General features: G+C 67.5%; 23 protein-coding genes. 11 read left to right on the top strand and 12 right to left on the bottom strand.

Annotated features, from left to right (window positions below):
* Window positions 1-22 precede the first annotated feature (22 nt).
* From HNO51_RS15955 to exaC, 3 genes are all read left to right on the top strand, one after another.
* A complete protein-coding gene (locus HNO51_RS15955; protein ID WP_234283727.1) occupies window positions 23-949 on the top strand; it encodes a substrate-binding periplasmic protein in 927 nt (308 codons plus the stop codon).
* A gap of 297 nt (window positions 950-1,246) precedes the next feature.
* Window positions 1,247-3,016 carry a PQQ-dependent methanol/ethanol family dehydrogenase gene (locus HNO51_RS15950; RefSeq protein ID WP_197448231.1) on the top strand — a complete coding sequence of 590 codons (1,770 nt, stop codon included), beginning with the start codon at window positions 1,247-1,249 and terminating at the stop codon, window positions 3,014-3,016.
* A gap of 269 nt (window positions 3,017-3,285) precedes the next feature.
* Complete coding sequence (gene exaC, locus HNO51_RS15945) at window positions 3,286-4,806, top strand: acetaldehyde dehydrogenase ExaC (RefSeq protein WP_197448230.1); 1,521 nt, start codon at window positions 3,286-3,288, stop codon at window positions 4,804-4,806.
* 106 nt (window positions 4,807-4,912) lie between these two features.
* Here exaC and HNO51_RS15940 read toward each other — a convergent pair whose 3' ends face one another.
* The 4 genes from HNO51_RS15940 to HNO51_RS15925 all read right to left on the bottom strand — a co-directional run bounded on the left by HNO51_RS15940 (window position 4,913) and on the right by HNO51_RS15925 (window position 7,895).
* Window positions 4,913-6,160 carry a MerC family mercury resistance protein gene (locus tag HNO51_RS15940; RefSeq protein ID WP_209537846.1) on the bottom strand — a complete coding sequence of 416 codons (1,248 nt, stop codon included), beginning with the start codon at window positions 6,158-6,160 and terminating at the stop codon, window positions 4,913-4,915.
* Between the two features lie 19 nt (window positions 6,161-6,179).
* On the bottom strand, window positions 6,180-6,437 hold the full coding sequence (locus HNO51_RS15935; RefSeq protein WP_197448228.1) for an anti-sigma factor family protein: 258 nt from the start codon (window positions 6,435-6,437) through the stop codon (window positions 6,180-6,182).
* Window positions 6,434-7,057: a sigma-70 family RNA polymerase sigma factor gene (locus HNO51_RS15930; protein ID WP_197448227.1), complete on the bottom strand. Its 624-nt coding sequence runs from the start codon at window positions 7,055-7,057 to the stop codon at window positions 6,434-6,436. The genes HNO51_RS15935 and HNO51_RS15930 overlap by 4 nt, the downstream gene beginning before the upstream one ends.
* 181 nt (window positions 7,058-7,238) lie before the next feature.
* Window positions 7,239-7,895 carry an ArsR/SmtB family transcription factor gene (locus tag HNO51_RS15925; RefSeq protein WP_197448226.1) on the bottom strand — a complete coding sequence of 219 codons (657 nt, stop codon included), beginning with the start codon at window positions 7,893-7,895 and terminating at the stop codon, window positions 7,239-7,241.
* A 101-nt stretch (window positions 7,896-7,996) separates the two neighbouring features.
* Here HNO51_RS15925 and HNO51_RS15920 point away from each other — a divergent pair, with 101 nt between their 5' ends.
* The 5 genes from HNO51_RS15920 to HNO51_RS15900 all read left to right on the top strand — a co-directional run bounded on the left by HNO51_RS15920 (window position 7,997) and on the right by HNO51_RS15900 (window position 10,745).
* Entirely contained in the window at window positions 7,997-8,341 is a 345-nt protein-coding gene (locus tag HNO51_RS15920) for a DsrE/DsrF/TusD sulfur relay family protein (RefSeq protein WP_197448225.1), read from the top strand.
* Between the two features lie 28 nt (window positions 8,342-8,369).
* Complete coding sequence (locus tag HNO51_RS15915; RefSeq protein ID WP_209537845.1) at window positions 8,370-8,774, top strand: MFS transporter; 405 nt, start codon at window positions 8,370-8,372, stop codon at window positions 8,772-8,774.
* Between the two features lie 127 nt (window positions 8,775-8,901).
* Entirely contained in the window at window positions 8,902-9,693 is a 792-nt protein-coding gene (locus tag HNO51_RS15910; RefSeq protein WP_209537844.1) for a methyltransferase domain-containing protein, read from the top strand.
* A 35-nt stretch (window positions 9,694-9,728) separates the two neighbouring features.
* Window positions 9,729-10,166 carry a cupin domain-containing protein gene (locus HNO51_RS15905; protein WP_197448222.1) on the top strand — a complete coding sequence of 146 codons (438 nt, stop codon included), beginning with the start codon at window positions 9,729-9,731 and terminating at the stop codon, window positions 10,164-10,166.
* A gap of 159 nt (window positions 10,167-10,325) precedes the next feature.
* A complete protein-coding gene (locus tag HNO51_RS15900) occupies window positions 10,326-10,745 on the top strand; it encodes a secondary thiamine-phosphate synthase enzyme YjbQ (protein ID WP_209537843.1) in 420 nt (139 codons plus the stop codon).
* A 6-nt stretch (window positions 10,746-10,751) separates the two neighbouring features.
* On the opposite strand, the gene dauA is transcribed toward HNO51_RS15900, so the two are convergent.
* Together dauA and betT are read right to left on the bottom strand one after the other, a co-directional pair.
* On the bottom strand, window positions 10,752-12,497 hold the full coding sequence (gene dauA / locus HNO51_RS15895; RefSeq protein WP_197448220.1) for a C4-dicarboxylic acid transporter DauA: 1,746 nt from the start codon (window positions 12,495-12,497) through the stop codon (window positions 10,752-10,754).
* Between the two features lie 138 nt (window positions 12,498-12,635).
* Window positions 12,636-14,684: a choline BCCT transporter BetT gene (gene betT / locus HNO51_RS15890; RefSeq protein WP_209537842.1), complete on the bottom strand. Its 2,049-nt coding sequence runs from the start codon at window positions 14,682-14,684 to the stop codon at window positions 12,636-12,638.
* A 478-nt stretch (window positions 14,685-15,162) separates the two neighbouring features.
* Here betT and HNO51_RS15885 point away from each other — a divergent pair, with 478 nt between their 5' ends.
* The 3 genes from HNO51_RS15885 to HNO51_RS15875 all read left to right on the top strand — a co-directional run bounded on the left by HNO51_RS15885 (window position 15,163) and on the right by HNO51_RS15875 (window position 18,409).
* Window positions 15,163-16,374 (top strand): TRAP transporter substrate-binding protein, encoded by a 1,212-nt coding sequence (locus HNO51_RS15885; RefSeq protein WP_197448218.1) that lies wholly within the window; start codon window positions 15,163-15,165, stop codon window positions 16,372-16,374.
* Window positions 16,375-16,496: 122 nt separating this feature from the next.
* Window positions 16,497-17,093: a TRAP transporter small permease subunit gene (locus HNO51_RS15880; protein ID WP_234283728.1), complete on the top strand. Its 597-nt coding sequence runs from the start codon at window positions 16,497-16,499 to the stop codon at window positions 17,091-17,093.
* Window positions 17,090-18,409, top strand: coding sequence for a TRAP transporter large permease (locus HNO51_RS15875; protein ID WP_209537841.1), 1,320 nt, complete (start codon window positions 17,090-17,092; stop codon window positions 18,407-18,409). The genes HNO51_RS15880 and HNO51_RS15875 overlap by 4 nt, the downstream gene beginning before the upstream one ends.
* An 81-nt stretch (window positions 18,410-18,490) precedes the next feature.
* Here the strand turns inward: HNO51_RS15875 and HNO51_RS15870 are convergent, their stop codons facing one another.
* The 6 genes from HNO51_RS15870 to HNO51_RS15845 all read right to left on the bottom strand — a co-directional run bounded on the left by HNO51_RS15870 (window position 18,491) and on the right by HNO51_RS15845 (window position 25,449).
* Window positions 18,491-19,135 (bottom strand): hypothetical protein, encoded by a 645-nt coding sequence (locus tag HNO51_RS15870; RefSeq protein WP_209537840.1) that lies wholly within the window; start codon window positions 19,133-19,135, stop codon window positions 18,491-18,493.
* Between the two features lie 116 nt (window positions 19,136-19,251).
* The gene (locus HNO51_RS15865; RefSeq protein ID WP_197448214.1) at window positions 19,252-19,971 is read right to left on the bottom strand and encodes a response regulator; all 720 of its coding nucleotides are present in this window, start codon (window positions 19,969-19,971) and stop codon (window positions 19,252-19,254) included.
* 12 nt (window positions 19,972-19,983) lie between these two features.
* Window positions 19,984-21,408: an ATP-binding protein gene (locus tag HNO51_RS15860; protein WP_197448213.1), complete on the bottom strand. Its 1,425-nt coding sequence runs from the start codon at window positions 21,406-21,408 to the stop codon at window positions 19,984-19,986.
* 115 nt (window positions 21,409-21,523) lie between these two features.
* Window positions 21,524-22,579 carry a LacI family DNA-binding transcriptional regulator gene (locus HNO51_RS15855; protein ID WP_197448212.1) on the bottom strand — a complete coding sequence of 352 codons (1,056 nt, stop codon included), beginning with the start codon at window positions 22,577-22,579 and terminating at the stop codon, window positions 21,524-21,526.
* A gap of 92 nt (window positions 22,580-22,671) precedes the next feature.
* The gene (locus tag HNO51_RS15850) at window positions 22,672-23,778 is read right to left on the bottom strand and encodes an ABC transporter ATP-binding protein (RefSeq protein WP_209537839.1); all 1,107 of its coding nucleotides are present in this window, start codon (window positions 23,776-23,778) and stop codon (window positions 22,672-22,674) included.
* A 60-nt stretch (window positions 23,779-23,838) separates the two neighbouring features.
* A complete protein-coding gene (locus tag HNO51_RS15845) occupies window positions 23,839-25,449 on the bottom strand; it encodes an alpha-glucosidase family protein (RefSeq protein ID WP_209537838.1) in 1,611 nt (536 codons plus the stop codon).
* Window positions 25,450-25,519 lie beyond the last annotated feature (70 nt).

Below are 25,519 nucleotides of genomic sequence, written 5' to 3'. Positions count from 1 at the left end.
TCTCGTCAATGACGGAGGCGACATGAATGCGATTCGCTGGATGTTCATGCTGGCGCTGACCTTGAGTTCGTTCGTCCAGGCGAGCGACTCGGCCCTCGACCGCCCACCCGAGCGGAGCTACGATGCCGTCATCGAGTCGGGCTACCTCAACGTCGGCCTCTATCGGGATTTTCCGCCCTATTCCTATCTGGAGAACGGCGAGCCCGCGGGCGTCGATGTGGCGATCGGCAAGCGTATCGCCGAGGAATTGGGGGTGGCGTTCCGCGTGCACTGGATCACGCCGGACGAGACCCTGGAAGACGATCTGCGCAATAACGTATGGAAGGGACACTATCTGGCGAAACGGCGTATCGCCGACGTCATGCTACGGGTGCCCTACGACCGCCGGTTTGCCTACATGCGCGATTCCACCGGCGAGGTGGTCAATGACCAGGTGGTGATGTTCGGCCCCTATCAGCAGGAGCGCTGGCAGATCGCCCACGACGCCGACGCGCTCGACTCGGTGACGACGATGGCGGTGTTCCAGTACCACCCCATCGGGGTGGAGATCGATACCCTGCCCGACACCTACCTCAGCTCCGCCTTCGGCGGCGCCCTGCGTGACCGCACGCGGCATTTCCGCGACGTCGCGCGTGCCTTCGAGGCCATGGCCGAGGGTCGCGTGCATGCCGTCATGGGCACCCGCGCCGAGATCGATCATCAGCTGGGACGGCACGCCGACCGACCCTTCCAGGCGGCGGACAACGGATTCCCGGGGCTGGTGAAGCAGGGCTGGGATGTCGGCATGGCGGTCAAGCATACCCATCGTGAGCTGGGGCACGTGATCGAGGAGATCATCGATCGCATGGTGCGCGAGGGGGAGGTCGCCGAACTCTTCGCTCGCCACGGCCTGCGCTACAGCCCGCCCGCCTACTACGACGGCATCCTGGCGCCTGACGAAGAGTCGTGACACGAGGCGCGGGCCCTCACTCGTTGCGATGGTCCCATTGTGATGGCCCCCGCGAGGCGGAAATGACACGAACCTTGTCGCCGCAAAGGCACGCAGATGCCGAGTGTCTTCATGCCATAAAAGCCGCAGCTCCGCTGCGGCTTTTTCGTGGGCGCAGGTCTTACTACCAAGGGACGAAGGAAGTCGTCCGAGAGGTTCATTGTTGATCGTTCATGCCCTGCCAAGAATGACGACAGGGTTGGAGAGGCCTCGCGGCCTTCGGCAAAAACGCATGACAAGAGAAGCGAGAATACAACCATGACATATCGCTCGATCAGCACACGCTTTACCCTTGGCAGCCTGGCGCTGGCCGTCTCCCTTGGCGCCCAGGCGGTGACCGACGAGGACATCCTCAACGACCACGCTACCGTCGACGACGTGGTGACCTACGGCATGGGGTTGCAGGGCCAGCGCTACAGCGGCCTCGAGATCCTCAACAGCGAGAACGTCCAATCGCTGCAGCCGGTCTGGGCCTTCTCCTTCGGCGGCGAGAAGATGCGCGGCCAGGAGTCCCAGCCCATCGTCAAGGATGGCGTCATGTACGTCACGGCCTCCTACTCGCGCGCCTACGCGATCGACGCCCGCACCGGCGAGGAGATCTGGCAGTACGACGCACGCCTGCCCGACGGCATCATGCCCTGCTGCGACGTGGTCAATCGCGGCGGCGCGCTGTACGACGACCTGTTCATCTTCGGCACCCTGGACGCCAAGCTCGTCGCCCTGAACAAGGACACCGGCAAGGTCGTATGGGTCAAGCAGGTCGCCGACTACCAGGAAGGCTACTCGATCACCGCGGCGCCGATCGTCATCAACGGCAAGCTGATCACCGGCGTCTCCGGGGGCGAATTCGGCATCGTCGGCAAGGTCGAGGCCTACGATCCCCGCACCGGCGACCTGCTGTGGACACGACCGACCGTGGAAGGCCACATGGGCTACGTCTACCGTGACGGCGAAGCCGTCGAGAACGGCATCTCGGGGGGCGAGGCGGGGCTGACCTGGCCCGGCGACATGTGGGAGACCGGCGGGGCCGCCACCTGGCTGGGCGGCACCTACGACCCCGACACCGACACCCTGTTCTTCGGCACCGGCAACCCGGCCCCCTGGAACTCGCACCTGCGCCCCGGCGACAATCTGTTCTCCTCGTCGCGCCTGGCGATCGATCCCAACGACGGCAGCATCAAGTGGCACTTCCAGACCACGCCCAACGACGGCTGGGACTACGACGGTGTCAACGAGCTGGTCTCGTTCGACTACGAGCAGAATGGCGAGCTGGTCAGGGCGGCGGCCACTGCCGATCGCAACGGCTTCTTCTACGTGCTCGACCGCACCGACGGTAGCTTTATTCGAGGCTTCCCCTTCGTCGACGAGATCTCCTGGGCCGAAGGGCTCGACGACCAGGGGCGACCCATCTACACCGAGGGCGGGCGACCGGGCGATCCGGCCGCCACCGAGGACGACAAGGGCGAGCCGGTGCTCGCGCGCCCGGCGTTCCTCGGCGGCAAGAACTGGATGCCGATGGCCTACAACCAGGGCACCGGCCTGTTCTACGTACCTTCCAACGAGTGGGCCATGGACATCTGGAACGAGCCGGTCTCCTACAAGCGTGGCGCGGCCTATCTCGGCGCCGGCTTCACCATCAAGCCGGCCAACGAGGAGTTCATCGGCGTCCTGCGGGCGATCGATCCGAGCACCGGTGAGGAGGTCTGGCGCCACGAGAACCGCGCACCGCTGTGGGGCGGGGTGATGACGACCGCCGGCAACCTGGTGTTCACCGGCACGCCCGAAGGCTACCTGAAGGCGTTCGATGCCCGCACCGGCGAGGAGCTGTATCGCTTCAACACCGGCTCGGGCGTGGTCGGCACGCCAATCACCTGGGAGATGGACGGCGAGCAGTACGTTTCCGTCGCCTCGGGCTGGGGCGGAGCGGTGCCGCTGTGGGGCGGCGAGGTGGCCAAGGTGGTCAAGAACTTCAACCAGGGCGGCATGCTGTGGACCTTCAAGCTGCCGAACGGAGAGGCAGCGCTGTAACGCAACGGTCTGCCGGGCGCCGGGCGGGCCCGGCAGACTACGACCAAAGACCCTCCCTAATGCCCCCCAAGGGAGTATGAGGTACTCCCCCCAGGGTTATCTAAACTGCGAACTGAGGCCGGGCGGCGCCACCTCGAGAGGCCGGCGCACCGGACCAGGAAAGCAAGGGGACCCCATGTAGGACAGAGTGTCCGGTGACCGCGAAGCCGCCAGCATCGCCGCCTTCCGCCACCTCGGAGCAACGACAACGCAACCCAGGAGCATGCATCATGATCTATGCCAATCCCGGTCAGCCCGGTTCCGTCATCACCTTCGAACCGCGCTATGGCAACTACATCGGCGGTGAGTTCGTGCCGCCGGTACGCGGTCAGTACTTCGACAACGTCAGCCCGGTCAACGGCGAGGCGTTCTGCGAGATCCCCCGCTCCACCGCCGAGGACATCGAGAAGGCGCTGGATGCCGCCCATGCCGCCGCCCCCGCCTGGGGCCGCACCTCCGCCACCGAGCGCAGCAATATCCTGCTCAAGATCGCCGATCGCATCGAGCAGAACCTCGAGATGCTGGCCGTGGCTGAAACCTGGGACAACGGCAAGGCGGTGCGCGAGACCCTCAACGCCGACCTGCCGCTGGCCGTCGACCACTTCCGTTACTTCGCCGGCTGCATCCGCGCCCAGGAGGGTACTGCGGCCGACATCGACGCCAATACCGTCTCCTATCACTTCCACGAGCCGCTGGGCGTGGTGGGGCAGATCATTCCGTGGAACTTCCCGCTGCTGATGGCGGTGTGGAAACTGGCCCCGGCGCTGGCCGCCGGCAACTGCGTGGTGCTCAAGCCCGCCGAGCAGACCCCGGCCTCGGTACTCGAGCTGATGAAGCTGATCGGCGACCTGCTGCCGCCGGGCGTGGTCAACGTGGTCAACGGCTACGGCGCCGAGGCGGGCCAGGCGCTGGCCACCAGCAAGCGCATCGCCAAGATCGCCTTCACCGGCTCCACGCCGGTGGGCGCGCACATCCTCAAGTGCGCCGCCGACAACATCATTCCCTCCACCGTGGAGCTGGGCGGCAAGTCGCCGAACATCTACTTCGCCGACATCATGGACGCCGAGCCGGCCTTCATCGAGAAGGCCGCCGAGGGCCTGGTGCTGGCCTTCTTCAACCAGGGCGAGGTGTGCACCTGCCCGTCGCGGGCGCTGATCCAGGAGAGCATCTACGACGCCTTCATGGCCAAGGTCATGGAGCGGGTGCAGAAGATCAAGCGCGGCAACCCGCTGGACACCGACGTCCAGGTCGGCGCCCAGGCCTCCCAGGAGCAGTTCGACAAGATCATGTCCTACATGGACATCGCCCGCGAGGAGGGCGCCGAGTTCCTCACCGGCGGCGACAAGGAGAGCTTCGACCCGGCCTACGACAAGGGCTACTACATCCAGCCGACGCTGCTCAAGGGCAACAACAAGATGCGCGTGTTCCAGGAGGAGATCTTCGGTCCGGTGGTGGCGGTGACCACCTTCAAGGACGAGGCCGAGGCGCTGGCCATCGCCAACGACACCGAGTTCGGCCTCGGCGCCGGCGTGTGGAGCCGCGACATCAACGTCGCCTTCCGCATGGGGCGCGGCATCCAGGCCGGCCGCGTGTGGACCAACTGCTACCACCAGTACCCGGCGCACGCCGCCTTCGGTGGCTACAAGAAGTCCGGCGTCGGCCGCGAGACCCACAAGGTGGCGCTCGAGCACTACCAGCAGACCAAGAACCTGCTGGTGAGCTACGACATCAACCCGCTCGGCTTCTTCTGAGCCGCCTGCCGCCCGGCCGGGCCGGGCGGTAACCTCCTTCTCGGCCGGCCCCGTCAGGCCCGGCCGCAGGACAGAATGCTCTCTCGTTGCCGATCACTGGCGACTTTCAGGCGCGACCCGGGTCGCGCTCTTTTTTTTTGTCCAGGCCCAGGACCCTGGCTTCGTGGCGTCGACGCTGGTGCAGATCCCAGCCGACGGCGCCGGCCAGCACCACGAAGCCGCTCAGCTCCTGTGCCATGGAGTAGTCGACGAACAGGGCATGGAGGATGAGCAGCGAGCCGATAACGCCCACCAAGGTTGGCCAGGGCACGCGATGCCGGCGCATGCCGACGGCCACGCTGGCCAGGGCGAGCAGCGCCAGGGTGGCAATGGCGCCGGCCCAGAGCCCGTCGTCGAGCGTCAGGTGAACACCCAGCAGCGGCAGCAGGGCAACCAGTGCCAGGGTGCCGTAACAGCTCAACAGGGCCAGCAGGTAGGCCAGCATGCCGAGCAGGCCGCGGCGATACCACAGCCGCAGCCAGCGGCGCGGATCGAGGCGACAACCCCAGCGCTGAATCCAGGCGGGCTTCGCGGCGCCTCGGCGCATGGCGAGTTCGACCGAGTGGGCGCCGAAGCCGACGGCGACCTCGCGTGTCTGGGCGCTGGGGCTCAGGGAGAAGTAGTCGTGGCTGCCGACGACGCGCACCTCCTCGAAGCCGGCTTCCTCGAACAGGGCCAGCAGCTCCTCCTTCACCGTGGCGCCCACCACGCACTCGACCCACAGGCGCGGATCCTCGTGGCAGTCGACCGACACCGGGCGGTGGATGACCACGTCGGCCAGCTGCACGCGCCCGTGGGGCTTGAGCACGCGAAACATCTCGGCCACGGCGCGGCGCTTGTCCGGTACCAGGTTGAGGGCGCCGTTGCTGGTGATACTGTCGATGCTGGCATCGGGTAGCGGTAACTGCTCGGCGGAGCCCTGCACCACGCCGAGGCGGTCGATGGCGTGGCGTTCGCTGGCCTGCTGCAGCCGGCGCGTCATGGCCGCGGTGAGGTCCAGCGCGATGACCCGCCCCTGGGGGCCGGCCAGCTGGCGCGCGATCAGCGCATCGCCGCCGGCCCCGGCGCCGATGTCGAGCACCCGGTCGCCAGGACGGATGGCCCCGGCGCGGAACGGGTAGCCGACCCCGGCGAAGGCCTCACGCACCTCGGCCGGCAGCTGAGCGAGCCGCTCGGGGGGATAGCCCAGGCGGCGGCTGGCCTCCGCGCCGACCGGGAAGTGGAAGGGCGAGGCGGGGGCATCCGCCACGGCGGTGTACATCTGCTGCACTGCCGCCAGGATCTGCGGGCGGGAATAGCCGAGTATGGCCACCATGAGGCGTTCTCCTCACGGGTCAGCGGGTAGTGTCGGACTCGTCGAAGCGGTCGAGCAAAGTCCGTATGCGCTGGTGCAGCCGAGGCGGGGCCTTCGCCGTGCCGGTGGCCGTCACCCTGGCCCGTAGTCGTCGTTCGAATTCGGCGCGCGTGAAGCAGTCGCGGCAGCGGTGGAGGTGCCGTTCGACGTCGGTTGCCTCCTGCGGGTCGAGCTCCCGGTCGAGATAGTCGAAGAGGCGCTCGATGACCTCCTCGCAGCTCATGGCCTTCGACTTCATCGCTGCGCTCCTCCCTCTCCCGGGCCGAGCGTCATGCCCGCCTCCCTGGCCTGCTCCCAGAGCGTCTTCTGCAGCTGCGAGCGCGCCCGGCTCAGTCGCGAGCGCACGGTACCCAAGGGGATGCCGAGCAGGTTCGCCACTTCCTCATACGTATAGCCCTGCACCTCGACCAGCACAATCGTCACCCGGTAGGCGTCGGGGAGGGCGTCCAGCGCCCGTTCCAGGTCCTCCTGCAGCAGGCCGTTGAAGAACTGCTCCTCGAGGCTGCCCCACCACAGCAGGAAAGGCTGGTGCAGCTGCTGGAACAGCGCGAAGCTGGCGCTGTCCAGCTCGGCGGGCTCGGCGGCATCGCTGTCGGCCGCCTGCGGGTGGCAGCGTCGCCGGCGCCATTCGCTGACGAAGGTGTTGCTGAGGATGTGGAACAGCCAGCCTTCGAAGTGCTGGGGGGCGCGCAGCTGGTCGAGCTGCGTCCAGGCCTTGGTCACCGCCTCGGCCACCACATCCTCGGCGTCGGCGGGGTGGCGGGTGAGCCGCAGTGCCGTGCCGTAGAGGCGGTCCATCAGCGGCGCCAGGCGCTGCTCGAACCACTCCCGCCGGCTGGCGGTTTCGTCGAAACGCATGGTGGCCCCCGTGGCGTTCCGGTATCGAGCGCGTGGTTGCGACCGTGGATGGTCAAGGAGTGAACCTGCCAGCGACATGGCGACACCTCTTCGAGCATGGTCCGCTCGCCCTCGCTGGGCAAGTAATCGGACATGGGTAGGGACGCAGCAGCTACCGTTTCGGTTCCCACTCCTTCTCGGGTCATGCGATGGGCAGCCCCGCCGCTTTCCACTCCGGATACCCTTCCTCGAAGCGTCGGACTCGATAGCCGAGTTGACGCAGGCGCTGTACGGCCTCGTGCGACAGGGCGCAATAGGGGCCACGGCAATAGGCAACGAACTCCCTGTCCTTGGGCAGCTTGCCCAGCATGTCTTCCAACTGCTCCAGTGGGATATTGATCGCCTCGGGCAGGTGGCCAGCTTCGTACTCCTCCTCGGGGCGCACATCCAGCAGTGTCACCTCGCCGCTGGCAAGCCCTGCCAGCAACTCGTCCCGGCCGACCGCCTCCAGTGCGCCATCGGCGTCATCCTCCGCGAACAGCCGACTGACCAGACGCTCCATCTCGGCCAGGTTGGTCTCGGCCACCTGCCTGAGCAGGCCCAGCAGATTGACGATTCGCTCATCGGTCAGGCGGTAGATCATCTGCTTGCCGGAGCGCTGGGCCGTGACGAGCCCCGCCCGACGCAGATGCTGCAGGTGCTGGGAGGCATTGCCGATCGTCAGATCGGTGGTATTGGCCAAGGTTTCGACCGCGGCGTCACCCTGGGCCAGGCGCTCCAGCAACGCCAGGCGGTGCCCATTACCCAGGGCGCGTGCGACCTGGGCCAGCGTATCGAGAAGGTCCTGTTGCGAGGTCATGGGTCTCTCCGAGGGCGTCAGCAGAACAGCGAACACTTGACAGATTTAGATATCTCTATCCATCATTCTATCAATTCATTGAATGATAGCAAGGAGAAGCCATGAAGACGCTCATCATCGTCAACGACCCCCCCTACGGCACCGAACGTCTCTACAACGGCCTGCGCCTGGCCCATGCGCTGCTGAAGCGCGAAGGCGACGTCACCGTCTTCCTGATGGGAGATGCCGTGTCCGGAGCCAAGGCGGGACAGAAGACCCCGGATGGCTTCTACAACGCCGAGCGCATGGTCAAGCGGGTCACCACCAAGGGACGCGTGCTGCTGTGTGGCACCTGCATGGATGCCCGCGGGCTTACCGACGAGGAGGTAGTGGAGGGCGCCGAGCGCAGCACCATGGATGCCTTGGCGGAAGCCACCGAGCAGGCCGACAAGGTGCTGGTGTTCTAGCCCCAACCAAACGATCTCAATCTTCTTCGTGATGGCCGGCGGCGTGGCCGCCGCCTTCCTCGGCCCCTGGAACGCCAGCGCCGCCACCGGCCTCATCGCCGGCGTGCCCTCCGGTGGGCCTTATCTGGTGATCGCCCGTTTCGGCGCGCAACGCATCCTGATCGACGGGGCGACGCTGCTCATCGGCACGGTACTGGTCGCCAATCTCGGCACCAGCCTGGCGCACTTCTGGGTGGCACTGGTGTTGCTGGGCGTGGGCTGGAACTTCCCGTTCGTGGGTGGCAGCGCCATGCTCGCCACGGTTCATGGCGAGGCCGGGCGGGGCAAGGTGCAGGGCATCAACGACCTGATCATCTTCACGCTGGTGACCATCGGCTCGCTGATGGCCGGGCAACTGTTTCACCACCTGGGCCCCCGTCTATCTGAATCATAACGCCACCACCCCGGTGGCGCCTGAGGTGGTCGACGATATTCACCCGGGAACCCTTTTGCCTGGTGCCGCGTCCTGGCGCACACGGCACCGCTCGGTGTCGTCGTGAGCAGCCAAGAGGAGCAAGACAATGACAATCACGGCAAAGCCGGCCAGCGCCGGAGTGGACAAGCAGGAGCTCGAGGCGCGGGTCAAGGCGATGTATCGCGAGGTGGCCGAAGCGCCACACGGAGAGTTCCACTTCGAGATGGGGCGTGCCCTGGCCGAGCGGCTGGGCTACGACCCCCATGCCCTCGACCGCATCCCCGCCGCCGCCATCGACTCCTTCGCCGGGGTCGGCCATTTCCTCGACCTGGCCGCCATACAACCCGGCGAGACGGTACTCGACCTGGGCAGCGGCTCCGGCATGGACAGCCTGCTGGCCGCCCTGGCGACGGGGCCCGGCGGGCAGGTGCTGGGGCTCGACATGACCGCGGCCCAGCGTGACAAGGCCGAGCGGCTGGCCCGCGAGGCCGGCTTCGGCCAGGTCACCTTCCACGACGGCTATATCGAGGCGCCGCCGTTTGCCGACGGCAGCGTCGACGTGGTGATCAGCAACGGCGTGATCAACCTCTCCGCCGACAAGCCGCGGGTCTTCGCCGAGGCGGCGCGGGTGCTGCGCTCCGGAGGCCGCCTGGCGCTGGCCGACATCGTCACCGAGAAGCCGCTGCCGGAGAGCGTCTCCTGCAATGCCACACTATGGGCCGCCTGCATCGGCGGGGCGCTGCAGCAGGACGCCTATCGTGCGGCCATCGAGGCGAGCGGCCTCGTCATCGAGGCCTGGCGCGAACACCCCGAGTACCGCTTCCTGACCGATTCGGCCCAGGGCGCCAGCGCCAGCTACGGGGTCAAGAGCATTTCGCTGCTGGCGGTCAAACGCTGAGCCAAGTGGCCCCCATGACAGAGGAGTGACGCGACATGAAAACCATCACACCGATCGCACTGGCCTTCGGGCTGGCGGCGGCCCTGCCCGTCGGTGCCGCCTTCGCCCAGGACGATGCCCTGCCGGCGGGATTCGAGACCTCGCCGGTATTGAAGACGACCGCTACTCGTGACGGCGATGCCATCGCCTGGCCCGACGGGACGCCGGAGATCGTCTCCGTGGTCGGCACCATCGAGCCTGGCGGGCGAACGCCGCTGCATCAGCATCCGGTGCCCGTCTACGTCTACGTGCTCGAAGGCGAGGTGGAGCTGCGCACCGAGGGCGGCGACCCGCAGGTCTACGGCACGGGGGAAGCCTATGTCGAGGCGCTCAACCGCGATCACCAGCTGTTCAACGTAACCGACAGCGACGCCAGGGTCCTGGTCGTGTTCGCCGGGGCACAGGGCCAGCCCACCACGGTGACCAGCGAGTAACCCGCCGGCAATGGCTGTCGCGGGGTCGAGGCGGCCTCGCGACAGCCGCAACGTCACGCCAATGCGTCGGAGAGCTGCCCGTCGGGTGTGGCGAAGCCCCCTTGCGGTAGCGGGACAGCACGCTAGCATGGCCGGAAACCCCACACGAGGAGCCCGACCATGTGGCACCAGCAGGAACTGCGCCTGGCGCCGCGCCCGCGCGGCTTTCATCTGATCACCGACGAGGTGAGTTCGGCCGTTAGCGGACTGCGTGACCTGAGCGTGGGGCTGCTGCACCTGCAGCTGTTGCACACCTCGGCCTCGCTGACGCTCAACGAGAACGCCGACCCCGACGTGCGCCACGACCTCGATGCCTTCCTGCGCGAGCGCATCCCGGGGGACCTGCCCTATTTCCGCCACACCCTGGAGGGACCGGACGACATGCCGGCGCACGTCTGCGCCAGCCTGCTCGGCACCCAGCTCACCCTGGCGGTGCGCAACGGCCGCCTGTCGCTGGGTACCTGGCAGGGCATCTGGCTCGGCGAGCACCGCGATCACGGCGGGGCGCGGCGGCTGATCGCCACGCTGCAGGGCGAGTAGCGCGTTTCATTCGGCCGGCACGGCCAGCCAGCGCTCGGCCAGACGTCGGGCGCGCTCCGGCTGGCGCACGGCGGCCAGCCGACCGGCCTGACGCCTGACCCCGGCGCGCCTGAGCTTCATCACCATGCGCGCCGGCATGCCGACGAAGATCAGCCCCACCTGACGCGCGCGCAGCTCCTCGACCAGCGCCTGCAGGGCGACGATGGCGGTGGCGTCCAGGCTCGGCACGTCGCGCATGTCGAGCATCACCACGCGCACCTCGGGGTCGACCACCCGCAGCGACGACACGGCCTTCTCCGCGGCGCCGAAGAACAGCGGGCCGTTGACGTCGTAGAGCGCCACCTGGCGCGGCAGGTCGCGGCTCTCCTCGTCACGGTCGGGTTCGAGGCGGCGGGCGTGGGTCAGGTGGGCCATGCGGCGGATGAATAGCGCCGCGGCGAGGCCGATGCCCACCGCCACCGCCAATACCATGTCGAATACCACCGTGAGCAGGAAGCAGATCACCAGGATCGCCACGTCGCTGCCCGGCGCGCTCCTGAGGGTATGCACGAAGTGGCGTGCCTCGCTCATGTTCCAGGCGATGACGAACAGCAGCGCGGCGAGCGCCGCCATCGGCACCCGGGCGAGCACGCCGGCCAGCGCCACCACCGCCAGCAGTACGACCAGCGCATGGACGACCGCGGCCAGTGGCGAGACCGCCCCGCTGCGGATGTTGGTGGCTGTGCGCGCCAGCGCCGCGGTGGCGGTGATGCCGCCGAAGAAGGGCGCGGCGAGGTTGCCCAGACCCTGGCCGATCAGCTCGGCGTTGGGGTCGTGGCGGGTGCGGGTCAGGCCGTCTGCCACCACCGCGCAGAGCAGCGATTCGATGGCCGCCAGCATGGCGATGGCCAGCGCCGGGCCGAGCAGCTCGCGGACCAGGGCGAAATCCACCGTGAGCGGCGTACCGTCCGGCCCCGGCAGGCGCCAGGGCAGCACCAGGCCGGGGGCGAAGGGCGGGATGCCGCTGCCGGCCTGGCCTTGGTGCTCCCAGCTGAAGCGTGAGGCGATGGTCTCGATCTCCACGCCCAGCGGTGCCACGGCGAGCGCCGCCAGCGTGCCCACCGCCAGGCCGACCAGCGGCGCCGGCACCGGCAGCTTCAAGCGCGGCCACAGGATCAGTGCCGCCAGCGTGAGCAGCCCGATGCCGAGTTCGGCCGGGTCCAGCGAGGAAGCGGCGTGAGCGATGGCGGCCAGGTTGTGCAGCGTGCTGTCGCCGAGCGCGACGTCATCGAGCCCGAGGAAGTCGGGCAGCTGCAGCAGGGCGATCACCACGGCGATACCGGCGGTGAAACCGAGCACCACCGGGTAGGGCACGAACTGTATCAGGTTGCCCAGCCGCGCCAGCCCCAGCGCCACCAGGATCGCGCCCGCCATCAGCGTGGCGAGCAGCAGCCCGCCGAGACCGTGGCTGGCGACGATGGGAAACAGGATCACCACGAAGGCGGCGGTGGGGCCGGAGATGTTGTATCGCGAGCCGCCGGTCAGCGCGATGATGGCGCCCGCCACGATGGCGGTGTACAGGCCATGCTGCGGCGGTACACCGGTGGCGATGGCCAGCGCCATGGAGAGCGGCACGGCGACGATGCCGAGGGTCAGGCCGGCGAGCAGGTCGCGCTTGAGCTCGGTCAGGCCGTAGCCTTGGCGCCAGGCGGCAAGGATGGCGCTACCGGGCAGCGGGGGCCGGTAGCGGGTGGAGCGTCGTGAGCGGGCCATGGCGGTACCGAACGTGAGCAAGGTAACGGTAACGTTACTCCTGCATATTGCGCCGCCACAAGCCGGCCAAGGTCGATGCCGCATCAAAAACGGCGGCACCCCGAAGGATGCCGCCGTGGCGAGGGAGGGAAAGCCCGATCAGGCCGGGGTGGCGTCGAGCGGCGGCTCGCCCACCGCGCCCGGCATGGCTTGCACGTTGCCGCCCTGGTCGGTCAGGGCCAGGAAGTGCAGATGGCGTTCATACTCCGAGAGCACGTCGGCGATCACCTGGCCGCGGGTGTAGCCGTTGAGGTCCTTCTCCTGGCCGCCCTCGGCCAGATAGACGTCGAGCCGTACGTAGTAGTCATCGTCCGCCGGCAGGAAGCTCGGCGTGCGCATGCGGTGCGGGCATACCTGGTAGACGAAGCTCGCGGCATTCTCGAGATCGACCTGCAGCGTCAGGCAGGGTAGCGACTCTCCCTCCAACGGCTCCTCGGTCACGTTGGCCTCCTGGCCGCGGCTCTCGAGCTCTTGAGCGAACTGCGTCAGCGCCGGGCGGATGGCATGCTCGATGGTGGCGGCGGCGCCGGCACGATTGGAGACATCGAGGGCCCGATCGAGACGCTCGCGCCAGTCGCCGCCCGGGGCGGTGCCGGCGATGCGACGGCGCGCCTCGGCCTTGCTGCCCTCCAGCTTCAGCGCCTTGTACATGCCGAGCATGATGGCGAAGATCACCAGCGAGAAGGGCAGGGCGGTGATCACCACGGCACTCTGCAGCGCCGCCAGTCCGCCGGCCATCAGCAGCGCCACGGTGATCAGACCGATCACCGCCGACCAGAAGATGCGCAGCTTGATCGGTGCGTCATGGTTCACGTCGGACAGGATCGAGGTGAAGTTCGCCAGCACCAGCGCGCCGGAATCCGCCGAGGTGACGAAGAACACGATCCCCAGCACGGTAACCACGGCGGCGGTGAGACCGACCCAGGGATAGTACTCGAGCAGCGTGTACATGGTGGTCTGCGGCGTATTCAGCGCCTGTTCACCGAGTTCGGCAACGCCCTGGTTGGCCACCAGCTCGATGCCGCTGTTACCGAACACCGACATCCACACCATCATGAAGGCCAGCGGGATGAACAGCGCGCCGGCGACGAACTGGCGAATGGTACGCCCACGCGAGATGCGCGCCAGGAACAGGCCGACGAACGGCGTCCAGGCGATCCACCAGCCCCAGAAGAAGATCGTCCACCACATCTTCCACTCGTTGGCGTCGTCGCCAGCGAAGGCGTAGGTGTCGAAGCTCTTGGCGATGAAGCTCGTGAAGTAGTCGCCGGCATTGTTCACCGCCATGTCGAGCAGCCGCAGGGTATGGCCCTGGAACAGCACGAACAGCAGCAGGGCCAGCGCCAGCAGCATGTTGAACTCCGACAGCCGGCGAATGCCCTTCTCCACGCCGCTGACCACCGAGATGGTGGCAAGCACGACCACCAGCACGATCAGGATCACCTGCACCGAGAGGCTCTCGGGCACGTCGAACATGTAGTTGAGCCCGTAGTTGAGCTGCATCACGCCGATGCCGAGGCTGGTGGCGATACCGAAAACGGTGGAGATCACCGCGGTGATGTCCACGGCGTTGCCGATGGGTCCGTGGATGCGCTTGCCCAGCAGCGGGTAGAGCGCGCTGCGGATGGCCAACGGCAGGCGATGGCGGTAGCTGAAGTAGGCCAGGGCCATGCCCATCAGCACGTAGAGCCCCCAGCCGGAGAGCCCCCAGTGCATGAAGGTCTGCACCACGGCGTAGCGCATCGCCTCCTGGCTCTCGGGGGCGAGGTCGGGCGGCGCCAGGTAGTGCGCCACCGGCTCGGCGACGCTGAAGAACAGCAGGTCGATGCCAATGCCGGCGGCGAACAGCATCGCCGCCCACGACAGCGTCGAGAACTCCGGCCGGGAATGATCCGGCCCCAGCCGGATCCGGCCGAAGCGGGACAGGCCGATGGCGACGACGAAGACGAGGTAGGCCAGTACCGCCAGCATGTAGTACCAGCCGAAGGTCTCGCTGACCCAGGCCAGGCCGGCGTCGAAGAAGTTGCCGGCTTGCTCGGTGAAGGTCATGGTGAGCACGAGAAAGACCAGGATCCCGGCCACCGAGCCGTGGAACACCACGGGATTGAGCCGGTCGCGCCGTTCGTTCAGGGGTAGGTTTCGCGCCATGGAGGCGACTCCTTTTCGAGGTGAATGAAACCTTCCCGCCGATTCCCTGCCGAGACGCGCTGAGGATTGTTCCTCACAATCGAAAGCACGCCTGAAGAATGCCCAATGTTACAGACCTGAGGTCGCCTTCGTGGCCATGGGCCGGGACGCCGCTCGTGGCGGGGAAGGGGTCAGGGCTGACGACTCCGGCGGGAAGCCGTTCCTTGTTTTTTTGAATGAACGTTCAAATAAAATACGCACTTTCTCCTTCGCCTTCAACTTTGCGTTAACAGATTCGGCAGCAGCGTTAATTGAACATAGGAAGCCGCGCTTGCGACTTCGCTTACCCCAGCTATACCTGATGTAACCGAATGCGTATTAGGGAAGCCGGGCGCATGCTGTGCCAGCATCGGCATGGAGGCTTCGGGATGACTGCACGGCCGGCCCGTGCCGGCCCTGGCAGCCAGGAGTACAACGACAACCGCTTCCGGAGTAACTGATGGCTCAAGACAAGAATGCGCCCGCGGCCCAGGCCGACGGGCAAACCGCCAGCGACACCCCTTCCGCCGCCAGCAACGCCGCCGGCACCTCGCGTCGACGCTTCCTCACCGGCTCGGCCGCCGCCGTGGGGGCAGGGGCCGCCGCCGCGGTGGGCTTCCCCAGCATTGCCGTGGCCCAGACCACCACGCTGCGCTTCCAGAGCACCTGGCCCAACCAGGATATCTTCCACGAGTTCGCCTCCGACTACGTGCGTATCGTCAACGAGATGTCGGGAGGGCGGCTGCGCCTGAACCTGCTGCCGGCCGGCGCCGTGGTGGGCGCGCTGCAGCTGCAGGACGCGGTGATTTCCGGCGCGCTCGACGGCGGGCACGGGGTCTGCGCCTACTGGTACGGCAAGCACAAGGCCTATTCGCTGTTCGGCACGCCGCCGCCCTTCGGTTGGGATGCCAACCAGTTCCTCGCCTGGTACTGGACCGGCGGCGGCATGGAGCTCTACACGGAGCTGCTCGAGATGCTCGAGCTTCCCCTGGTCGGCTATCTCACCGGCCCGATGCCGACCCAGGCGCTGGGCTGGTTCAAGGAGCCGATTGCCAGCGCCGACGACCTGCGCGGGCTCAAATACCGCACCGTGGGACTGGCCGCCGACCTGATGCGCGAATTCGGTGCGGCGGTGACCATCATGGGCGGCGGCGACATCGTGCCGGCGATGGACCGTGGCCTGCTCGACGGTGCCGAGTTCAACAACCCCTCCTCGGACCGCCTGCTCGGCTTCCCCGACGTCAGCAAGACCTGGATGCTGCGCAGCTATCACCAGGACTGCGAATCCTTCGAGATCATCTTCAACAAGACCAAGCACGACAGCCTGCCCGAGGAGTTCCAGGCCATCCTGCAGTACGCCGCCAAGGCCGCTTCGTCGGAGATGTACTGGAAGGCCATGGAGCGCTATCCGAAGGACCTCCAGGCCATGCGCGAGCAGCAGGGGGTGCAGACCTACATCACCCCCGACTCGGTGCTTCAGGCGCAGCTCGAAGCGTGGAACACGGTGATCGAGAACGAATCGCAGGACCCCTTCTTCAAGAAGGTCATCGATCATCAGCGCGAGTACTGCGAGCGCGTGGTCGGCTGGCACCTCGAGGGCACGGCACCCAAGGAACCGGCCTACCGGCACTTCTTCGGCAAGGAGCCGACCGACACCTCCACCATCCTGTGAGTCGCCGGGCCTGCCGGGCTTGCCGGGCCCGGCACCCTGCTCCCCCGGCGCCGGATGCTGCCGGGATCCATGTTCCGCGCCGCATCGCCCTGGTGGGCGATGCGGCGCGGTGAGAGGTGACCATGCGCTTCATCTTCTTCATCGACCATCTCAGCACCTGGGTCGGCAAGACCTTTGCCTGGGCGATTCTGCTGCTGACCTTCGTGGTGAGCTACGAAGTCTTCATGCGCTACGCCCTGGGCGCACCGACCGCCTGGGCCTACGACACCAGCTACATGCTGTACGGCACGCTGTTCATGATGAGCGGGGCCTATGCGCTGGCCCACAACGCCCACGTCCGCGCCGACGTGGTGTCGCGCTACTTCTCGCCGCGCTGGCAGGCGGGGGTCGAGCTGGCGCTCTACCTGCTGTTCTTCTACCCCGGCATCCTGGCGCTGGTATGGAGCGGCTGGGATTTCTTCCACGCTTCCTTCCGCCAGAACGAGCACAGCTCCTTCACCCCGGGCGGACCGCCCATCTGGCCCTACAAGTTCGTCATCCCCGCCTGCGCCACTTTCCTGGCGATCCAGGGCATGGCGGAGGTGACGCGCTGCTTCCTGTGCCTTCGGCACGGCAAGTGGCCGCGGCGCCTGGAGGACGTCGAGGAGATCGAGATCCCGTTGAACAAGGAGGCCGAGATCAAGGCCGCCCAGCATGAATCGGGAGACAAGCAGCCATGAGCGAACCGGAAATCGGAATCCTGATGCTGGGCATGCTGGTCATCCTGATCATGCTCGGCTTCCCCATCGCCTTCACGCTGATCGCCATGGGCATCGGCTTCGGCTACTTCGCCATCGGCGACATCATCTTCCCGCTGCTGGTGCAGCGCGCCTACGGCGTCATGTCCAACGACGTGCTGATCGCCGTGCCGCTGTTCCTGTTCATGGGCTACATGGTGGAACGGGCCAACATCCTCGACCGCCTGTTCGCCAGCCTGCAGCTCGCCGCACGCGGCATGCCGGCCTCGCTGGCGGTGGCCAGCCTGATCACCTGCGCGCTGTTCGCCACCGCCACCGGCATCGTCGGCGCGGTGGTGACGCTGATGGGGCTGCTGGCACTGCCGGCGATGCTCAACGCCGGCTACGACAAGCGCCTGTCGAGCGGGGTGATCTGTGCCGGGGGGTGTCTGGGGATCCTGATTCCGCCGAGCATCATGCTGATCCTCTACGGGGCGATGGCGGGGGTCTCGGTGGTGCGCCTGTATGCCGCGGCGCTGATCCCGGGGTTGCTATTGGCGGGGCTTTATATCCTCTACGTGATGGGACGAGCGATGGTCAATCCCAAGGTGGCGCCCAAGCTGCCGCCGGAGAGTCTCGACGTGCCACTCAAGGAAGTCTACTGGGGGCTTCTCACCTCGTTCGCGCCCTTGTTCGTGCTGATCATGGCGGTGCTCGGGGCGATTCTCTTCGGCCTGGCCACGCCCCACGAGGCGGCCGGCATCGGTGCCCTGGGGGCCATGGTGCTGGCGGCGGCCTATCGTCAGCTCACCTTCGCCAGGCTGCGCGAGGCGGTCTTCCTCACCGCGCGCACCAGCGCCATGGTGTGCTGGCTGTTCGTCGGCTCGTGGATCTTCTCCTCGGTGTTCTCGCTCCTCGATGGCCATACCCTGATCGAACACTGGATCGGCGGGCTGTCGCTGACCCCGCTGCAGTTCCTGCTGCTGGCGCAGCTGCTGATCTTCCTGCTCGGCTGGCCGTTGGAGTGGACCGAGATCATCATCATCTTCGTGCCGATCTTCCTGCCGCTGCTGAACATGTTCGGCATCGACCCGCTGTTCTTCGGCGTGCTGGTGGCGCTCAACATCCAGACCTCGTTCCTCACGCCGCCCATGGCGATGTCGGCCTTCTATCTCAAGGGCATAGCGCCCAAGGGCATCCAACTGGGCGACATCTTCATCGGCATCGCCCCGTTCCTGCTGATGGTGTTCGTGGCCATGCTCATCCTCTACCTGGTGCCGGGCATCGTATTCTGGCTGCCGGGCGTGCTCTATAACTGAGACAGGCAGACAAGAGACGGCAAAACGCATCGGGCCCGGCGCAAGCCGGGCCCGATGGCGTTACGAGGCGTCGCGTAGCGATCAGCCGTGGCGGTGCGCGCCGTGATGCCCACCATGACCCTTGCGATGGCGGGGCTGCATGAAGGCCTCGAGCGCGGCGATCTGCTCCTCGCTGAGCACCTCTCCCAGCGCCTCGCGATGCTGGTCGCGCAGGGCCTGCCACGCCTCGCGGCGCTCCTCGCGGGAGTCGAACTGCTGGTCGCGCAGTTCCCGCACGTCGGCATACAGCGATTCGCGCAGCTCGGTGAGGCGCTCGCGCTCCTCGTCGGAGAGCGCCCAGCTGTCGACCAGGGTGGTCAGGCGTTGCTGCATGTCCTGATGACGCTCGCCATGCATCTCGCGACGCATCTCCTGCCTGGCCTCGCGCAGGGCGTCGCGCTGCTCCTCGTCGAGAATCTCGTCCATGCGCTCGCGGTGCCGTTCGTGCAGCTCGCGCATGGCTTGCCGGTGCTCGTCATGAGCCTCTTCCAGGGCGCGGCGGGTCTCCTCGTCGAGACCGGCGCGCTCGAACAGGGCCTGGCGGCGCTCCTCGAAGCGCTCCTGTTGCTGTTCGCTCCAGCCGCCATCGCCCTTGCCGGGGAAGCCGACGGCCGCCAGCGACAGGGGCGCGATGGCCACGGCGAGCAGGGCGGGGATCAGCAGCTTGCGGGACACGTTACGGGGCATCTCGGTCACTCCTTCGGGTTGGGATGCTGGCAGTATCGTAGGGCGCTGTGCAACCAACTTGCAGCAAATATGCAACGAGCAAGGGTTCGGATATCGATGTGCGACAAACGAGCCTCTCACTCCTCAGGCTGATACTTGTAGCCCACCCCATAGACCGAGCGGATGATCTCGCGCTCGGGCCAGACGTCGGCGATCTTGCGCCGCAGCTTCTTGACGTGGCTGTCGACGGTACGCTCGGAGACGATGCGGTGGTCGCGGTACATGCGATCCATCAACTGGTCGCGGGTGAAGATGCGCCCCGGGGCCTGCATCATCACCTTGAGCAACTGGTACTCCACCGCGGTGAGGCCGAGGTCCTGGCCGTTAGCCAGCGCCCGCCAGCCCTCGTCGTCGAGCTCGAGCTGGCTGCCGGTGATCGAGGCCGGATCGCGCAGCGCCTGGCTGCGGCGTAGCACCGCCTTGACCCGGGCGACCACCTCGCGCGGACTGAACGGCTTGCAGATGTAGTCGTCGGCGCCGAGCTCGAGGCCCAGCAGACGGTCCACTTCCTCGACTCGCGCCGTCAGCATGATGATCGCCACCCCGGGCCAGCGCTGGCGAATCTCGCGGCACAGGGTGAGGCCGTCGATGCCGGGCAGCATCAGGTCGAGCAGCACCAGCGACGGCAACTGTTCGTCGGCGTGCTGCTTCTGCAGCCAGGGCAGTACCTGGTCGCCATGGTCGATGTGCCGGGTGGCGAAGCCGCTGCCCTCGAGATAATCGGCGACCAGGCGTGCGATCTTGGGCTCGTCCTCGACAATCAGCAGGGTGTCACGCGGGGCGTCGGCGTCGTGCATGGGCGTCCTTCCTCAACGGGTCCGTTCTTCGACATCCAAGGTGGGGAACTCGAGGGTCCAGCATAACCCACCCAGCGGGGAGGGGGAGGCCTGCATGGTGCCGCCGTGGCTCTTGACCAGGGCACTGGCAATGGAGAGCCCCAGGCCGCTGCCGCCGCTGGCCCGGCTGCGCGAGCCCTCGACCCGGTAGAGCCGCTCGGTGAGCCGGCCCAGCGCGGCCTCGGGTACCCCCGGCGAGCTGTCCTGCCAGATCACCCGCACCCGGTCCGGCACCTGGTCCAGGCGAACCTCGAGCAGCCCCGGCGAGGTGGTATAGGCGCAGCTGTTGTCGAGCAGGTTGGTCCACAGCTGGCGCAATCGACGCGCATCGCCACGGATCCAGGCCGGGCCCTCGATCGTGGTGGTGACGGCCATGCCGCAGTCGTCGAGCCAGCCGCTGGCTTCCTCGAGGCGCGAGGCGAGGCTCGCCGCCAGGTCGAGCGGGGCAAGCTGTACTTCGAGGGCGCCGGCATCGCTCTGAGAGAGCAGGCGCAGGTCGGTCACCAGTCGCTCGAGCTGCCCCACCTCCTGCGACAGCGAACGCAGGTTATCCTGGTCGAGCGGGCGAATGCCGTCCTGCATGGCTTCGATCTCGCCGCGCAGCACCGCCAGCGGCGTGCGCAGCTCGTGGGCGATGTCGGAGACCCAGCGGCTGCGCGCTTCGCGGCTGGCCTCGAGGGTTGCCGCCAGCCTGTTGAAGTCGCGCGCCAGGCGCGAGAGCTCGTCGCGGCCGCGCTCCGGCAGCCGTGCGCTGTAGTCGCCCTCGATCAGGCGCCGGGTCGCCAGGGCCATGCTGCGGGTGCGCCGTCCCAGCCACCAGGCCAGGCCGCCGGCCAGCAGCAGCGAGGCCAGGCCCAGGGCGGCGATGATGATGCCCAGGTTGCGCTGTTGGCGGGACAGGAAGATGCGATCCATGCGCGCCATCAACTGCTCCGGCGGGCGATAGCCCAGGGTGCCGACCCGCTGGCCCTGGTACTCGATGGGTAGCCATTTCAGCTCGGCGGCCATCTCGCGGTCGTCCGGGGGCAGGCCGATCACCGGCAGCCCATCGGCATCGTGCAGCACGAAGTCGCGGGCATCGCCCAGGCGACGCTCGATGCCGTGGGGCGGACGCTCGCCGGGCCACAGCTGCTGGCGGACCAGGCGCTCCCAGGCCGGCGGCGAGTTACGCAGCCACTGCCAGCCGTCGCGGCGCGCCCACTCCTGCCCCAGGCCTTCGGCCAGGGTCTCGGCGCGGTTGGCCTGGGTGGTCTCGAGGTACTCGAGGAAACCGCGATCGAGGCTGCGCGACACCGCCAGGAACACCAGCCCGGCGATCAGCACGTTGACCGACAGGATGATGACGAACAGCTTGACGCCCAGGTGAGAAAAGGGCGGGCGAGGCAGGCGTGGCCTCATCGTGTCGGCTCCTGAATGGCGTTGCGAGAGATACCTCCTGGGCAGTCTCCGGCATCCCGATGCAGCCAATGGTCACGCAGCGTGCAAGCAGTGTGCAAGCGATGCCGGAACGGCCTCAGGGGCAGGTCTCGCCCAGCAGCAGCTCGGTGCCCAGCAGGCGCGAATGGCCCGGTTCCAGGCCGAGGATCATGCGTGCCGCCAGACGCCCCTTCTCGCCGCTCTCCTGGCGTACCGTGGTCAGGCGCGGCGCCCGATACTGGCCTTCGGCGATGCCGTCGAAGCCGATCAGGCAGATGTCCTCGGGAATGCGCAGGCCACGCTGCTCGGCGAGCGTGAGGGCGGTCAGGGCGATGCGGTCGGACATGCACAGCAGCAGATCGGGGCGTTCGTCGGCGGGCAGCTCGAGGATCTCCTCGATCACCGGGGCGCAGACCTCGAAGGTGTTCTCCTCCACGTTCCACATGGGGATCCGGTCGGTAGCGAAACCGTGCTTCTCCAGGGCGCGATGGAAACCGGACAGGCGTGAGCGGGTGATGGTGCGCTCGGCCGGCAGCAGGGTGTAGCCGGGGGCGATGCGGCCGTTGCAGGGCTCGCGGGTGAGGCGCAGGTTGACGATGGCCGGGCGCTTGCGGGGCGTGGCCGTCAGGGCATGGTCGGCGATCTCGAGACAGGCCGGCTCGTTGTCGACGTGCACCGAGGGGTGGCCCGAGACGTTGAAGTCGACGGCCACCAGCGAGGCATCGAGCGGCAGCGAATCGAACAGCTCGTCGGAGGGCATCAGGCCGTAGACGATGAAGCCGTCGGCCATGCTCGCCGAGTCGACCAGCTGACACTTGGCCTGGCGCGCCGAGAGCAGCAGCAGGGTGTGGCCCTGGGTGTCGAGCACCTCGGCCACGCCCGAGAGGAATTCGCTGGAGACGGCGTCGTTGAGACTGTAGGTGAGGCTCTCGGCCAGGATCACCGCGATGATGCGCGAGCGGCCGGTGCGCAGGCTGCGCGCCTTGGCGTCGGGGCCGCGATAACCCAGCCGCTTGGCCTCGGCGAGGATGCGCTCGCGCAGGTTGGGCGAGAGCTGATCGGGCCGGTTGAAGGCATTGGAGACGGTGGCGGTGGAGACGCCGAGCTCCCGGGCCAGATCCTTGAGGGTGATGCGACGGACCGGTGGCGACACGTTGGTTTTCCTGCTAATGAGTAAGCCCCAAGGATACCGTCCCGGTCATGGCCGGGACAGCCCTGTCGCCCGATTCGGGGGCTGCCGCCGCGTCAGGCGGCGGCTCGTGCCGGCTTGGCCGGCAGCGCCCGGTCGTTGGCGTCGAACAGGTGGACGTGCTCGGGGTCGGGGGAGAGCGCCACGCGCTGACCGATCGACCACTGCGTTGGGGCCTCGCCGCGCTGGATCAGCAGGGTGTCGCCCTCCTTTAGCTCGAGGTAGACGTAGACCTCGTTGCCCAGATACTCGACGTTGACGATCTCGAAGCCTTCGCTGCCCCGGGCCTCGGTGAGGCGCAGGTGCTCGGGGCGAATGCCCAGCGTCAGGTCGTCGCCCTGGGCATGGCCCGAGGCGTCCTGGGGCAGGGCCAGCTCGGCCAGCCCGGCGGCGCTGACGCGGCAGCCGTTGGCATCGGCACCGACCAGCCGCGCCGGCAGGAAGTTCATCGTCGGCGAGCCGATGAAGCCGGCAACGAACTTGGTCGCCGGGCGCTGGTAGAGCTCCTGGGGGCTGCCCACCTGCTCCACACGGCCGCCGTTGAGCACCACGATCTTGTCGGCCAGGGTCATGGCCTCGACCTGGTCGTGGGTGACGTAGACCATGGTCGAGCCGAGCCGCTTGTGCAACCGGGCGATCTCGTTGCGCATCTGTACCCGCAGCGAGGCGTCGAGGTTGGAGAGCGGCTCGTCGAACAGCAGGATGCGCGGCTCGCGGGCCATGGCGCGGCCCATGGCGACGCGCTGGCGCTGGCCGCCGGAGAGCGCCTTGGGCTTGCGCTCGAGCAGTTCCTCGAGCTGCAGGATGCGGGCCGTGGCCATGACCCGTTCGTGCACCGTCTCCTTGGCGGTCTTGGCCAGCTTGAGGCCGAACGCCATGTTCTCGTACACGGTCATGTGCGGGTAGAGGGCGTAGGACTGGAACACCATGCCCACGCCGCGCTCCCGCGGCGGCAGCTCGTTGACCACTTGATCGCCGATCGAGAGCTCGCCGTCGCTGATCGATTCCAGCCCGGCGATCAGGCGCAGCAGGGTCGACTTGCCGCAGCCCGAGGGGCCGACGAAGACCACGAACTCGCCGGCACCGATCGCCAGGTCCACGTCCTTGATGATGTGGGTGCTACCGAAGACCTTGTTGATCTTGTTGAGAGAGACGCTTGCCATTTGACCCATCCTCGGCCGCATGTGGCCGGTCGTTGTTGTGCGAAGTGCGTGAGACGCCGCCTAGAGGCGGAAAAAGGCTGCCTGGTAGGGCGGCAGGTGCAGCGTGCCGTGGCTGACCTCGTACTGGAAACCGTGCTGCTGCAGCGCCTCGCGCACCTCGGGCAGCGCCGCGGTCTGCGGCTGGCCGGTGAGGTTGAAGACGCACAGCAGCCTGTCGTTGCCCCGCTGGCGGGTAAACGCGACCAGCGCCTCGCCCAGCTCGACCAGCGTCATGTCGCCGTCGAACAGCGCTGGGTGCTGGTGGCGGAAGCGCAGCAGGCGCCGGGTGGCGTTGAGCATCGACTCGGGGTCGTCCTGCTGGCGTGCCACCGACAGCGGCAGGTGCGCTTCCGCCACCGGCAGCCAGGGCTCGATGGTCGAGAAACCGGCCAGCGGGGTGTCGTCCCATGGCATCGGCGTGCGGCAGCCGTCGCGGCCCTTGAAGTCGGGCCACAAGGGCAGGCCATAGGGGTCCTGGATGCGCTCGAAGGGGACGTCGGCCTCGGGCAGGCCGAGCTCTTCGCCCTGGTAGAGGCAGACGCTGCCGCGCAGCGAGAACAGCAGCGCCAGCGCTACCCGCGGGTAGGCGAAGGCGCACTCCTCGCTGCCCCAGCGGGTGGCGCTGCGCACCACGTCGTGGTTGGACAGCGCCCAGCAGGGCCAGGCATCGCCGGCGAACTGCTGGAAGCGCTCGAGCACGCCGCGGATGTAGGCCGGCGAGCGCGGCGAGTTGAGCAGGTCGAAGGTGTAGGCCATGTGCAGCTTGTCGCCGCCGGAGGTGTACTCGGCCATGCGCTCCAGCGGATTGTCGTCGCCGATCTCGCCCACCGTGGTGGTGCCCGGGTACTCGTCCATCAGCGCGCGCAGCTCGCGCAGGAAGTCGACGTTCTCGGGGCGGCTGATGTCGTAGAGGTGGCGCTGCCAGGTGTAGGGGTTCTCCTTGGGCGCGCCCAGGGTGCGGGTGGCATCGATGGTCAGCGCCGGGTTGCTGCGCAGGTGCTGGTCGTGGAAGTAGAAGTTCACCGTGTCGAGGCGGAAGCCGTCGACCCCCAGCTCGAGCCAGAAGCGCATGTTGTCGAGCTGGGCGGCACGCACCTCGGGGTTGTGGAAGTTGAGGTCCGGCTGGCTCGACAGGAAGTTGTGCAGATAGTACTGCTGGCGCCGGCTGTCGAAGGTCCACGCCGGCCCGCCGAAGATCGACAGCCAGTTGTTGGGCGGCGTGCCATCCGGGTTGGGATCGGCCCAGACATACCACTCGCCTCGCGGGTTGCTGGCTGACCGGCGGCTCTCCTGGAACCAGGGATGCTGGTCCGAGGTGTGGCTGATCACCTGGTCGATGATGACCTTGAGGCCGAGCGCATGGGCACGTTCCAGCAGCGCCTTGAAGTCATCGAGGGTACCGAACAGCGGGTCGACGTCGCGGTAGTCGCTGATGTCGTAGCCGAAGTCGCGCATCGGCGAGGTGAAGAAAGGCGACAGCCAGATGCCGTCCACGCCGAGCGAGGCGACGTACTCGAGCCGCTCGGTGACGCCCGGCAGGTCGCCGACGCCGTCGCCGTTGCTGTCCATGAAGCTGCGCGGGTAGATCTGGTAGATGACGCCGCCGCGCCACCAGAAGGTGTTGTCTTGCATGGGTTTCCCTTGTTCAAGCCTCGATTGGTGCAGTGTTCGTCGGGTGCGAGTCGGCGTGGACCGTGAGGTT

This window comes from Billgrantia sulfidoxydans (assembly GCF_017868775.1).
In the GTDB taxonomy this organism is placed as follows: domain Bacteria; phylum Pseudomonadota; class Gammaproteobacteria; order Pseudomonadales; family Halomonadaceae; genus Halomonas; species Halomonas sulfidoxydans.
This window is presented reverse-complemented; position numbering and strand designations above follow the sequence as displayed.

Excerpts from the sequence above, each read along its gene's own strand:
- HNO51_RS15955 (WP_234283727.1), top strand. The coding sequence starts at position 23 with ATGAATGCGATTCGCTGGATGTTCATGCTGGCGCTGACCTTGAGTTCG.
- HNO51_RS15950 (WP_197448231.1), top strand. The coding sequence starts at position 1,247 with ATGACATATCGCTCGATCAGCACACGCTTTACCCTTGGCAGCCTGGCG.
- exaC (WP_197448230.1), top strand. The coding sequence starts at position 3,286 with ATGATCTATGCCAATCCCGGTCAGCCCGGTTCCGTCATCACCTTCGAA.
- HNO51_RS15940 (WP_209537846.1), bottom strand. The coding sequence starts at position 6,160 with ATGGTGGCCATACTCGGCTATTCCCGCCCGCAGATCCTGGCGGCAGTG.
- HNO51_RS15935 (WP_197448228.1), bottom strand. The coding sequence starts at position 6,437 with ATGAAGTCGAAGGCCATGAGCTGCGAGGAGGTCATCGAGCGCCTCTTC.
- HNO51_RS15930 (WP_197448227.1), bottom strand. The coding sequence starts at position 7,057 with ATGCGTTTCGACGAAACCGCCAGCCGGCGGGAGTGGTTCGAGCAGCGC.
- HNO51_RS15925 (WP_197448226.1), bottom strand. The coding sequence starts at position 7,895 with ATGACCTCGCAACAGGACCTTCTCGATACGCTGGCCCAGGTCGCACGC.
- HNO51_RS15920 (WP_197448225.1), top strand. The coding sequence starts at position 7,997 with ATGAAGACGCTCATCATCGTCAACGACCCCCCCTACGGCACCGAACGT.
- HNO51_RS15910 (WP_209537844.1), top strand. The coding sequence starts at position 8,902 with ATGACAATCACGGCAAAGCCGGCCAGCGCCGGAGTGGACAAGCAGGAG.
- HNO51_RS15905 (WP_197448222.1), top strand. The coding sequence starts at position 9,729 with ATGAAAACCATCACACCGATCGCACTGGCCTTCGGGCTGGCGGCGGCC.
- HNO51_RS15900 (WP_209537843.1), top strand. The coding sequence starts at position 10,326 with ATGTGGCACCAGCAGGAACTGCGCCTGGCGCCGCGCCCGCGCGGCTTT.
- dauA (WP_197448220.1), bottom strand. The coding sequence starts at position 12,497 with ATGGCCCGCTCACGACGCTCCACCCGCTACCGGCCCCCGCTGCCCGGT.
- betT (WP_209537842.1), bottom strand. The coding sequence starts at position 14,684 with ATGGCGCGAAACCTACCCCTGAACGAACGGCGCGACCGGCTCAATCCC.
- HNO51_RS15885 (WP_197448218.1), top strand. The coding sequence starts at position 15,163 with ATGGCTCAAGACAAGAATGCGCCCGCGGCCCAGGCCGACGGGCAAACC.
- HNO51_RS15880 (WP_234283728.1), top strand. The coding sequence starts at position 16,497 with ATGCGCTTCATCTTCTTCATCGACCATCTCAGCACCTGGGTCGGCAAG.
- HNO51_RS15875 (WP_209537841.1), top strand. The coding sequence starts at position 17,090 with ATGAGCGAACCGGAAATCGGAATCCTGATGCTGGGCATGCTGGTCATC.
- HNO51_RS15870 (WP_209537840.1), bottom strand. The coding sequence starts at position 19,135 with ATGCCCCGTAACGTGTCCCGCAAGCTGCTGATCCCCGCCCTGCTCGCC.
- HNO51_RS15865 (WP_197448214.1), bottom strand. The coding sequence starts at position 19,971 with ATGCACGACGCCGACGCCCCGCGTGACACCCTGCTGATTGTCGAGGAC.
- HNO51_RS15860 (WP_197448213.1), bottom strand. The coding sequence starts at position 21,408 with ATGAGGCCACGCCTGCCTCGCCCGCCCTTTTCTCACCTGGGCGTCAAG.
- HNO51_RS15850 (WP_209537839.1), bottom strand. The coding sequence starts at position 23,778 with ATGGCAAGCGTCTCTCTCAACAAGATCAACAAGGTCTTCGGTAGCACC.
- HNO51_RS15845 (WP_209537838.1), bottom strand. The coding sequence starts at position 25,449 with ATGCAAGACAACACCTTCTGGTGGCGCGGCGGCGTCATCTACCAGATC.